Here is an 11242-nt window from a genome sequence, read left to right as displayed (position 1 = left end):
GCATGGTCGAGATTTTCACGGTCGGCGGCGGCGAGTACATCGTCAATGTCCTCAACGCCGTTGCCGCCTGGACCGGTGCGGGCGGCTACAAGAGCCTGATCCAGGTCGCGCTGGTAATGGGCATGGTGCTCGCGGTCATCGTGGTCGCGTTCAACCAGGACTGGCGCGCCTGGCTCAACTGGTTCCTCGGCGCGACGCTCATCTACATGTGCCTGATGGTGCCGCGCATGGACGTCCATGTGACCGATCGGGTCAATCCCAGCCTTGCACCGGCAACGGTGGCCAATGTCCCTCTCGGGCTCGCCCTGATGGCAAGCTTCACCAGCCAGGCGGGGGACTATCTGACCCGCTCTGCCGAGCTCGTCTTCGGGCTGCCGGACGACCTCAACTACTCGAAGAACGGCATGATCTATGGCGCGCGGTTGCTCGAATCGACGCGGTCGTTGCGTATTTCCGATCCGGAGTTTGCCGCGAACTTCGACGAACATGTCCGGCAATGCGTATTCTACGATCTGCTGCTTGGCCGCTATTCGATGAAGGAGCTGTCCGAGAGCGACGATATCTGGACGACGATCGCACCGGGCAGCGCGGCGCGCGCGCAGAAATTCCTGAACCGGCAGGCCGACGACAGCGTGACGGCCTCGATCATCACCTGCCGCGAAGCCTACACCGCGCTGTCGGGGCAATGGGCGAGCCTCATTGACGAGATGACGCTTGTCGCGGGGCGTCAGCTTTATCCGCGCCAGACCGAAGCACTCGCCAAGGCCAAGCTCATGGCCGACCTCCCGATTGCCTATCAGTATCTGACCGGCATCTCGCGCAGCGCGAGCGACATTTTCCGCCAAGTGCTGACGATCAATGCCATGAACCAGGCTATGCACGGCTTTGCAGGGGCGAGCGGCACCGGCAGCATCGACGTCTTCGCGCAGACCCGGGCCGATATTCAGACCGAGCGGACCTATTCCTCGATCGCGCACAACGCGATGAAATGGGTCCCGATCCTCAATGTCGTGCTGACGGTGGTGTTCTACGCGCTGTTCCCTGTCCTGTTTCCGCTGTTCCTGATGCCGCGGACCGGACCCATTGCATTGAGAGGCTACGTCACCGGCTTCTTCTACCTTGCAGCGTGGGGACCGCTCTTCGTCATCCTGCACATGATCCTGATGTTCAAAGGCGCGGGCGATGTTGCCGCCGCTGGCGGCAGCACAGGCCTCAGCCTCGCGACCTTTGCCGGCATGAGCGACGTCAACAGCGATATCGGCATCCTGGCGGGCTATCTTGTCGCCTCGATCCCTTTCCTTGCCGGCGGGGTGGCGCGTGGTGCGCTGGCGATTTCGGGCCAGGCAACGAGCTATCTCAACCCGAGCCAGAATGCAGCCGAGGAAGCCTCGCGCGAAGCGAGCACCGGCAATGTCTCGCTTGGCAATTCGAACATCGACAATTCGACGGTGTTTTCCCGCCAGTTTGCGCAGGGCAATCTTGCACCCAACATCGCCTATGGCGCCACGCAGACGCGTGGTTTCAGCGACAGCGGCACGCAGACCACCAGCTTCCCCGATGGCGAGTTCGCTGCTGTCCCGAATTCAAGCTATCCGTTCACGCCGACACTGGGGCAGGACTTCACCGGCCGCCTCGGAACGATGGCGAGCCAGAGCCGGACACAGAGCGAGACCTATGCCAACCTCGCCCAGCAATCGACGAGCTCTGCGCTCACCCGGTTCAGCGAGATCCGCAACGCCTACAGCCAGGGTCACAGCTCCGACACGGTCAGCGGCGTCGGCACGAACGACAGCATCGGCACGGCATTCAGCGAAGTCGACAATGCTTCAAGGACGCTCCAGCAGCAGTTCGGCCTGTCCCGGCGCGCGTCCGACGACATTACGATCTCATGGTTCCTTAATGGCGAGGTCAATGGCGGGGCTGGAGCCAATGTTGGCGTGGCTCAAGTGGGTGCCAAGGCAAGAGGCGGCCGCAATCAGTCATGGACGGACAGCGATATCGGGATCGCCTCGGAAGACCGCGGCAGGATCATGGGAACGCTGCGGCAGCTTTCCGACAGTCGCAACTGGTCGAACACGCGTGAAGGCTTCCTGCGCGAGACGAGCTCGAGCTCGGTATCGCAAGTGTCGACCAGCTCGTCGGGTCTCAGCCGATCGCTGACAGAAGCCGAAAGCTATACGCGAGAGGCGCGTCGTGCCGAAGAGATGGCCAGCCGCCTCGAGAACCAGGCCAGCTGGTACGAGGCCAACAGCGCCGCAGGCACGCTAAACCTGAGCCAGGCCTATCGCGAATGGGGCATGGCTGAGATGGAAGCCAATCGCGACTATTTCGGGCCGGTGCGCTTCGACGACATCGAGTTCCAGATGAGCGCGCGCGGCCAACAACTGCAATCGCGGTTTGTCGAAAGCTATGCTGACCGCCTGCAAGACGACATCGACGCCGACCTTTCGCTGCCGGACTTCGCTCCTGTCAGCCGCCCCGGGATCGGAAGTGCTGGACAGGTGCGTGCACGGGGAGCCGTCGGTTCTGCAAGTGGTTCCTCAATGCCCGATGCTCCGGATCGATCTGGCATCGCAGATGAAGTCGAGCGGGTTCGTCGGCAAGGTCGTGGGCGGATCGGGACGGTGAGAGGCTATCTGGATGGCCAAACAGAAGGCGCCACAGGTGCAAGCGAGGAAGCGGCAGATGAGGTGAAGGAGTGGGGCAATAGGTGACTATAGGATCACGTCCTGAATAATCACAAAGACGACGAACCCGATCAAGAAGATCGCAGCGGTGAGAATCACTGCTCGAGCCCATCGATCGGCCCAGGCCTTCTTCCATGAGTAGGACGTAAGGCGATTTTCGGAGATGGCACGGTCGATCTCTCGTAGGCCCTTCCAGTCCGTCTGGTCGCTTTGATCCTTCTCGGCATTCATTTCCATCACTCCGCCCAAAATAAAGTAGCAAATTTGATGCATTATCGGCGATAAGCCAATTTATGTCTCGACATTGACACATTAGGTATCGCCATGTAAAGACGCAAAATCGCTACACAAAGCTCCAAAACGGAGATAATGTCTCGATAATGCCACATTATGATTCACCAGATCTGCGCCCTCTCTCGGTGCTGGTATCTGACCTCGGGAAGCAGATCGAAGCATATCGCATATCACGCAATCTCAAGCAGGCCGAGCTTGCGGAAATGGCTGGCATCTCGCGTTCAACGCTCGCCCGCCTGGAAGCCGGCAATGGTGGGACCATCGATAGCCTCGCCAGGATAATGCGTGCGCTCGAAATTGAAGACCGCCTGCTGGATGTCATGCCGGACTCCAAGCTGAGCCCGCTCGATCCCCGGTCCGACACCGGCAAGGCGCGGCAAAGGGTGCGCAAGTCTTCTGAAGGTGAAGCTGGCGAGGAATGGAGCTGGGGTGACGAGGCCCCATGACCCGCGCCGTAGTCAATCTCTGGGGTCGTCAGATCGGCGCCGTCCTGTGGGATGAGGATCGCGATGTCGGGGTTTTCGAATACACTCCGGAATTTAGTCGCAGCGGCATCGAAGTCGCCCCACTCACAATGCCCCTACGAAGCGGCGTCTACGACTTTCCCGCGCTGAATTACGAGACCTTCAAAGGACTGCCGGGCATGCTGGCCGACAGCCTGCCCGACAAGTTTGGTAACGCCCTGATCAACCGTTGGCTTGCCGAGCAGGGCCGAACAGCCGACAGCTTCGATCCGGTCGAGCGCCTTTGCTATACCGGTCGCCGAGGCATGGGCGCGCTCGAATTCGAGCCCGCTACCGGTGAGCGCCGTGAACAGGGGCGGCCCGTTAATATCGCTCCGCTTGTCGAGCTCGCCAACAGGGTCATTGCTGCGCGTGAAGAACTGGCCGGTGTGCTCAAGGGTGAAGATGATCATCGCGCACTTCAAGAGATCCTGCGTGTCGGCACCTCTGCTGGTGGCGCCCGGGCCAAGGCCGTCCTCGCCTGGAATGAGGAGACCGGAGATTTCCATTCAGGGCAGCTGACTGCAGGGCCAGGCTATACGCAATGGCTCGTCAAGTTCGACGGCGTGTCGGGCAATGCTGACAAGGAAATTGCCGACCCGATGGGCTTCGGCCGGCTTGAGTACGCCTGCTATCTGCTAGCCCGAGAGGCTGGCATCGACATGGCTCGCTCTCGCCTGCACGAAGAAGGCGGGCGGGCACATTTCATGACCCAGCGCTTCGACCGCACGCCTGACGGCAAAAAGCTCCACATGCAGTCGCTTTGCGCGATGCGCCATTTCGATTTCAACCTCGCTCGGGCATATAGCTACGAGCAGGCGATCGAGACCATCCGCATGCTCGGTCTCGGACGCGATGCGATCAAGGAGCAGGTGCGCCGCGCGCTGCTCAATGTCTTCATCCGCAACCAGGACGACCACACCAAGAACATCGCTTTCCTAATGGATGGCTCGGGTCGCTGGAGCCTCTCACCGGCATTCGATGTCGTGTACGCCTACAATCCCAAAGGGGACTGGACCAACGAGCATCAGATGTCTCTGGCTGGCAAGACCGACGACTTCGAAGTCGACGATCTGCTGGAATTCGGACGGTTTGCTGACCTGAAACCTGCTGAGACCAGGTCGATCATCGACACGATCCGGGCCGCAGTCAGTAACTGGAACAGGCACTGCAATACCGCCGGAGTCGAAGCCGACATGGCACGGAAGGCCAGGCGCGGATTCCGCGATATCGGCTGAGACGCCGGCAGGTCCGGGCGATCACCTCCAGTTGCTTGTTGAAACTGCAATGCTTGCACTTGTCGGTGGGGAATTTTCATGACATCCCGTCCCTACAATTACCCAAGGCAGACATATGCAATCTGAGTTCCGAATTTTACGCTGCCGGGCCGGGCTCTCGACGGACGAACTCGCAGAAAAACTGGGTTACTCCGAACGGGAGATTTTCCGCTGGGAGTCCGGACAAATCAGACCTCGCAAAGTCGTGCTCGACTGGCTGCGTGAGCGAGCCGAAACCGTCCCGACACACACAAATGCGAGGGGGTTCACATTCATTGATCTCTTTGCCGGCATAGGAGGACTTCGCCGGGCTTTTGATAGCATAGGCGGCCGCTGCGTATTCACGTCTGAATGGGACAAATATGCACAGCTTACTTATCACTCCAACTATCCGGACAACCGCCCGATCGCCGGCGATATTACCAAAGTCCCCGTCGATGAGATTCCTGAGCATGACGTTCTGCTGGCAGGCTTTCCTTGTCAGCCATTCTCAATCGCCGGGGTGTCAAAAAAGAATGCACTGGGCCGGAAGCATGGGTTCCTTGACGAGGCTCAGGGAACGCTGTTCTTCGATGTTGCACGGATCCTGAAGGCTCACAGACCACGCGCATTCCTGCTTGAGAACGTGAAGAATCTGAAAAGCCACGACAAAGGACGGACCTTCGAGGTCATTCGCAAGATTTTGGAGAAAGACCTCGGATACGAGCTCCATGTTCGCGTTCTAAACGCACGTCATTTTCTTCCCCAGAACCGTGAACGGATCGTGCTCGTTGGCTTCCGCGAAAAAAGTGGATTCGACTGGGCGGACTTGAAGCTTCCGGTTGAAGGCGAAGCGCGGATGCGATCGGTATTGCATCCCGAGAACGGCAGTGAAACAGCAGAATCGCACTATACGGAAGGGGATCTGGCAAAGGTCAGCGCCAAATACACTCTGAGCGATCACCTCTGGAAATATCTCCGTGATTACTCAGCCAAGCATCGCGCAGCGGGAAATGGCTTTGGCTACGGGCTTGTAGGCCCGGACGACACCTGCAGAACGCTCTCAGCGCGCTATTACAAGGATGGCTCTGAAATTCTTGTGCAGCAAAAGGGACGCAAGAATCCCCGACGGCTTACCCCGAGGGAATGCGCAAGGCTGATGGGTTTTCCCGACACGTTCCGGATCCCTGTTTCCGATACGCAGGCGTACAAGCAGTTCGGTAACTCGGTGGCAGTGCCGGTGTTTAGCGAGGTCGCAAGGATCATGCGTCCGCATATAACCCGGGAAGCAGCCCCGAACGATGAGGTGGCTGTCCGGGAGTATGCCTGACGTCCATGATCCCGCGACGAGAAGCCGTAACATGGCGGCTATCAGGGGAAGGGACACGAAGCCTGAACTTCTGATTCGGAGTGGCCTTCACCGGCAGGGCTATCGCTTCAGGGTCAACCGGAAGGATCTGCCCGGCAAGCCCGACATCGTACTCAGCCGGTTTCATGCAGTTATCTTTGTGCACGGCTGCTTCTGGCATGGTCATGATTGCCATTTGTTCCGGCTTCCAGGTACACGTACCGAATTCTGGGCGGCGAAGATTAGCGCCAATCAAGAGCGGGACAAGGTTGTCGGATCAGCGCTGCTTTCGGAAGGATGGCGCATTGCCACCGTCTGGGAGTGCGCGCTCAAGGGAAAGAGCAGAATTGAACTGAAGGAACTTCTGACGCGGCTGACATCCTGGCTCAGGGGTGATGAGCTACTGCTGGAAATCAGAGGCTAGGATGTAAAATCCATGCGTGCCTCGTCAATGCACCCGCCGGAAGCCACGGAGCCGGATCCTACCGGCAGGTAACTGAGGGTCCGGATCAATAATCGGGTTCACGACGGGAGCTTTGCTGATGGCTCGCTTAGAGCGTCTGTCGTTCGGATAGCCGCTCAGCACTGCCCAGATCGTTGGTGCTGCTTTGCCGATGTCGCGCACCGTCAGTCGCCATTTCCAGGCAAGATTCTCCGAGAATTCTCCGTAGTTGTCCCGGGCAATTTCGTAGCTGGCCCGGGCTTCGTCCCAGTATTCCAGCCAGAGGTCATCCAGCCATACAGGCAGCTTGCTGAAGTCGTGACCGATCAGCACTCCATTCAAAAAACTCAGAAACACCGTTTCTTCGCGTTTGACCGTCGGCAGATGGGTATCGAGGGCGTCGGCAACAGCCTGCAGTGTCATCTGGCTTCCAAGAGTGCGGCTCGTCCTGAGACGGTAAATTTCGGACGCGCGCTTCGTAATGCGGCACGCGGTCAGCAAGTCACAGACGGTCTCGCGAAGCGTGGCGACAAACTCAGCGGCATTGACCGTTGGCGAGGCTGGCAGACAGCTGAGTGCGTTGGCTGTCCGGTATGACTGCCAGTCGATCAGACCATCGTCGCGGAGGCAGGAGGCCAGCTGATTTGCATGCATCGCAGCCACCTCAGCTGCCTTTCCTCCTCTTGCCCCCAGGCTGCCGGCGCGCAACCTCACGACGATATCACCTACGGTTTCTGATCCGGCTTCAGCCAGTCGCTCAGCGTATCTGCCCAGTCTGAGTCGGTTCAGTGGCAGCTCGAGCACTTCCCCTCTCAGATTGCCGAAAAGCCGGGGATCGACACGACTCGCTGCACGGAATTCACCGGACATCTGCGGTTCACCGGTGACGATCGCAAGGATGATTGGGAGCTGTGTTATGACCGCATGATTGGGAACCTCCCATTCAGCGGAGAGGGCTTCCACGAGATCTGTGAACTCGATTTCCTCAAGGTGGGAAAGACGGTCTGCAGCCCGCTTCCACCAGATCGAAAACTCCGGACGGAAATGTATTCCCAGCGTTCCATAGGTGTCGTTGAGTAGCCCGCCGGTCAGCTGGCCTAGCAGCTTCTTCTCCTTTTGCCGGATCCTTTCGCGGGTGACCGGAGGGCTGGTTGTCGCAGCTATCTCATCAAGCGTCTTCTGCCGTTCCGGGGGCTGACAGATGCGTTCGCGAAGAATTGCCGAGAAGGTCTCGTCAGCAAGATTGTCGGCGACCTCGGCGAGAAAGTCCGGAAGGGAAGCCAGAAAGTCTTTACCTGAACGCGGCCGACCCTCATGCGGCAGAAGCGGGATACGCGTTGTTTCGCAGTACCCGTCCCAGTCAGTGCCCGTCTCAGCATCCGAAGCATCAATAAGCGCTTGCCGGTTTTCACTGAGCAGATCGGCTGTACGCCAGCCAACTGTGGGAATCCTGATGATCTGCTCCCGGGTCACGTTCGCGAGATCGCCGACGGTGCGGAAACCGGCCCTCTCCAGCGTTGCAGTCTTCACACCAAGGTGAAGGACGCCGATCGGGAGATCATCCACCGATCGAGGTTGCCGGATGCTATCTTGGTGCTGCGCGCCTGTCGGATCTGTCGGCTCTCCGGTTTCTCTAATGTACACGACGCCAGCCTTTCAGGCGGACCCTCACCGGTGCGCTTGCCTCCTCGCCTTGAGGTGCCTCATCCCTCCGGACTGACACAGAATAGGTTAGACTTCCCGGAGATCCGGTAAGCACGAGTACATCGCCTTCCGTCGCGCCAACAGCGCGGAAGAACTTGGTCATATGGGTGATGCGGTACTCGTCCCTTGTCCCGCCTTCATCATGAAGCCTGTTGTTGTAGTAGATATAGCGGAAGCGCCACGTCACCCCCGCGTCGTCCGTCATTTCCAGCCATGCATCGGGGTTCTTCTGCGCAGGATCAAGAAACGGAAGCAGCGCAATCAGATCCGTCTGTGATTTCGGTATGTGTATTCCTGCCTGATGACCTCCGGTTTCTCCGGTATCGTTCGCCGTCAGCGGCTTCTCATAAGTCTGACTGCCCATCAATTTTCTCCGCCAGGCCGGATGGAAAGGGCCCGCCTTAGATCATCTGCATCACGTGTTGATACCGGGACTGCTTCGTTGCCAAGTTCGCGGCGCCACTGAGATCGGTCAATCATCACCCGTTCGACCGTGTCCTCGTAAAACAGCCGGTAGATATAGACAGGTTCGGTCTGCCCGCGTCGGTGCGCGCGGGCGCTTGCCTGGGATTCAAATGCAGGGTTCCATGCCTGGGTGAAGTGAATGACTACCGTTGCAGCTGTTATATTAAGTCCGGCACCCGCCGCTTTTGGATTGAGTACAAGGCAGCCCGGCCCATCGTGGCAGGAGAATGCGTCAACGATTGCCTGCCGCTCCTCCTGCGGCGTGCCCCCGTTGATCGCCCCCCAGTATGCATCCGGCAGCCGTCCCTGTGCAGCCTCACGGAGAATCTCGCCACAGCGATTGAAAATTGCGAAGATCAGAACCTTGCGTCCGCTCCTGAACGCCTCTTCGAGAATGGCGATTGCGCGCTCCACCTTCGGTGTGAAAAGCGGCATTCCGGCTGACGGATTGATCCCAGCATCCTGATCCCTCTCGGGATCGCCCGATCCCTGCAGCCAGGGATGGGCGCAGAAGAGCTGCAACTGACCTGTCGCGACGAGATTGCCTGCCACAGGGTACTTCTCAAGCGTCTCGGCCCGTACTTCATCATAACGCCGGGAAAGCTCATCGCCGAGTTCGAGTGGCAGATCGATATCGATGCGCTCCGGAAGATCGCCGGCGACATCCCTCACTTTTCGGCAGAGAACAACGGGATCGGTCAGACGAGCCAGATTCTTTGCCGATTCCTCGGAGTCCGGATGATCGGCTTCAAAGTCCTCCCGGCTTCCCAGCAATCCAGGTATCGCGAGGTCGGCAAGCGACCAGAGATCCAGGAGCGATGTCTCGACCGGCGTCCCTGTCATCGGAATGGTTCGCTGCCTGGGAATCCTCCCGACTGACCGCCTGCGCCCGGAATCCGGGTTTTTCAGAGCCTGCGCCTCATCACAGATCAGCCATGACCAGGTCATGCCTGCAAAAATGGATATATCGTTGACCACAGTGTCGTAGGTTGAAAGCACGACCTGGGCCCGCTGCAGACCCGCGGTGATGCCGGTTCTGTTGTGTCCGCGGTGGATGAGAACAGAAAGCTCGGGCGCAAACTTCATTATCTCCTTCCGCCAGTTTGCGATCAGGCTCGTCGGGCAGATGATGAGGGCTGGTCGTGACGTTTCCGGTTTTTCGCAGAGCAGCAGGGCAATGATCTGGATGGTCTTTCCGAGCCCCATCTCGTCAGCGAGAATGAGGCCGCCGGTATGCCGTATGGTCTGGTCCATCCATGCTACGCCCTGAGCCTGATACGGGAACAGAGTCGCATGCAGACCCGGAATGTCCTGATCCGGGCGCAGGTCGGCAGCAGCCGATTGCGCTGAGTGGAAGACGCTCTCTTCAGCTATGACAGGTATGTCGGGATTACCCAGCCGGACAAGACGCACCACATCGGGAAAGCTGAGCGTTTTCGGCAGCTGCTCGCCCAGCATCTGCCGGACCATGGCCGGCGTATCGTGAGGAAGTGGGCGGATTACATTTCCGTCGGCGACCCAGTTGTAGTCCGGGCCGGGCGCGTCCCAGACTTTCTTTTCTCCCCGCACAGTTCTGGTGCCAGCAACGCGGAACGCAAAACCAGTACCCTCTTTTCGGATGCGGATTTCCGGCTGCACAACTCTTGACGACAGCTCCCAGCCATGAGGAGGTGCGTCTAAAATCTGCCTGAAATCGGCAGGAAGTGATGCAGGCCCGTCAGTCACTGGACAGCTTGCCTCTGAGTTCTTCAGGTGTCCACGGAACAGGTCGCCTTGTGTGGACCGCGCGATGGCAGTTCGGGCAAAGTGGTATCAGGTCTGTTGCCGGATCGTATGCTCTGGGCTCCCCGGAAAGAGACAGTGGCTGCAGGTGATGCACTTCAATGATAGCCCCGGCATCGCCATAGAGTTGGCCAGGACTAAGACTGCAGATCTTGCAGGTAGCCCCGTGGATACGCAGGCAGAGCAGACGATTGCGTGGGTTCCGTTCGCGTCGGCGTACGACGGTGAGTTTGACGGCGCCTTCAGTCAGCGCTTCCTGATCGGACGGAGCGCCTTCCCCGAGCGGGTCGTATCCATAAAGTTCTGCCATTGCGGCAAGAACAGGGATAACGAGCTCACGGCAGGTCTCCGCAACGGAATCATCGTCAAACCGGCTCTCAATGCCACGCTTCTCTGCGATAATCGTGAAGCTGCCATTGTCGATCATCCAGTCATCGATAGTCTGACCGTTACCGATTTTCAGATCCGCGCTCGACGCTGCTGAGGCGACGAGCGCCCTGGCAAGCTGAACTTCTTCTGCGCTTGCCTGCCGCATCTGCCGGATCGTATCAGCTGCAAAATTGCCGAAGGTCAGCTTCGCTTCAAAGCGGCGCAGACCGGTCGGCCGAAGAGTGACTATCGGGCTGTGAGAGCGCTCAAGGTCTGCAAACCAGAGCCTGATTGCTGTCTGCACTCCGGACCTGTCTTCCTCCAGACAAATTGCAGCGCCGGTTCCCTCCTCGACTTCCCGGCGGATCAAGGCCTGCTTCTCGGCAAGCATC

The 11242-nt window shown here is 58.9% G+C and carries 10 protein-coding genes; 5 read left to right on the top strand and 5 right to left on the bottom strand.

Going from position 1 to position 11242, the window contains the following annotated elements; all coding sequences use genetic code 11:
• Positions 1-2 precede the first annotated feature (2 nt).
• Positions 3-2714 (top strand): conjugal transfer protein TraG N-terminal domain-containing protein, encoded by a 2712-nt coding sequence (locus tag N0B51_RS13955; RefSeq protein WP_259963192.1) that lies wholly within the window; start codon positions 3-5, stop codon positions 2712-2714.
• Here the strand turns inward: N0B51_RS13955 and N0B51_RS13950 are convergent, their stop codons facing one another.
• A complete protein-coding gene (locus N0B51_RS13950) occupies positions 2715-2924 on the bottom strand; it encodes a hypothetical protein (protein ID WP_259963191.1) in 210 nt (69 codons plus the stop codon). It abuts the gene before it with no gap.
• Between the two features lie 143 nt (positions 2925-3067).
• Here N0B51_RS13950 and N0B51_RS13945 point away from each other — a divergent pair, with 143 nt between their 5' ends.
• The 4 genes from N0B51_RS13945 to N0B51_RS13930 all read left to right on the top strand — a co-directional run bounded on the left by N0B51_RS13945 (position 3068) and on the right by N0B51_RS13930 (position 6512).
• On the top strand, positions 3068-3427 hold the full coding sequence (locus N0B51_RS13945; protein ID WP_259963190.1) for a helix-turn-helix domain-containing protein: 360 nt from the start codon (positions 3068-3070) through the stop codon (positions 3425-3427).
• Complete coding sequence (locus tag N0B51_RS13940; RefSeq protein ID WP_259963189.1) at positions 3424-4722, top strand: type II toxin-antitoxin system HipA family toxin; 1299 nt, start codon at positions 3424-3426, stop codon at positions 4720-4722. The genes N0B51_RS13945 and N0B51_RS13940 overlap by 4 nt, the downstream gene beginning before the upstream one ends.
• A 115-nt stretch (positions 4723-4837) precedes the next feature.
• Entirely contained in the window at positions 4838-6070 is a 1233-nt protein-coding gene (gene dcm, locus N0B51_RS13935) for a DNA (cytosine-5-)-methyltransferase (RefSeq protein ID WP_259963188.1), read from the top strand.
• Positions 6042-6512 carry a very short patch repair endonuclease gene (locus N0B51_RS13930; protein WP_311201846.1) on the top strand — a complete coding sequence of 157 codons (471 nt, stop codon included), beginning with the start codon at positions 6042-6044 and terminating at the stop codon, positions 6510-6512. Before dcm ends, N0B51_RS13930 begins: the two co-directional genes overlap by 29 nt.
• Before the next feature lie 24 nt (positions 6513-6536).
• On the opposite strand, the gene N0B51_RS13925 is transcribed toward N0B51_RS13930, so the two are convergent.
• The 4 genes from N0B51_RS13925 to N0B51_RS13910 all read right to left on the bottom strand — a co-directional run bounded on the left by N0B51_RS13925 (position 6537) and on the right by N0B51_RS13910 (position 11241).
• Entirely contained in the window at positions 6537-8096 is a 1560-nt protein-coding gene (locus N0B51_RS13925; RefSeq protein ID WP_259963186.1) for a hypothetical protein, read from the bottom strand.
• Positions 8097-8163: 67 nt separating this feature from the next.
• A complete protein-coding gene (locus N0B51_RS13920) occupies positions 8164-8598 on the bottom strand; it encodes an EcoRII N-terminal effector-binding domain-containing protein (protein WP_006832454.1) in 435 nt (144 codons plus the stop codon).
• On the bottom strand, positions 8598-10424 hold the full coding sequence (locus N0B51_RS13915) for a DEAD/DEAH box helicase (protein WP_259963185.1): 1827 nt from the start codon (positions 10422-10424) through the stop codon (positions 8598-8600). Before N0B51_RS13915 ends, N0B51_RS13920 begins: the two co-directional genes overlap by 1 nt.
• Positions 10417-11241, bottom strand: coding sequence for an HNH endonuclease (locus tag N0B51_RS13910; RefSeq protein ID WP_259963184.1), 825 nt, complete (start codon positions 11239-11241; stop codon positions 10417-10419). The genes N0B51_RS13915 and N0B51_RS13910 overlap by 8 nt, the downstream gene beginning before the upstream one ends.
• Position 11242: the final 1 nt, after the last annotated feature.

This window comes from Tsuneonella litorea (assembly GCF_025154015.1).
GTDB classification, from domain to species: Bacteria; Pseudomonadota; Alphaproteobacteria; order Sphingomonadales; family Sphingomonadaceae; genus Tsuneonella; species Tsuneonella litorea.
This window is presented reverse-complemented; position numbering and strand designations above follow the sequence as displayed.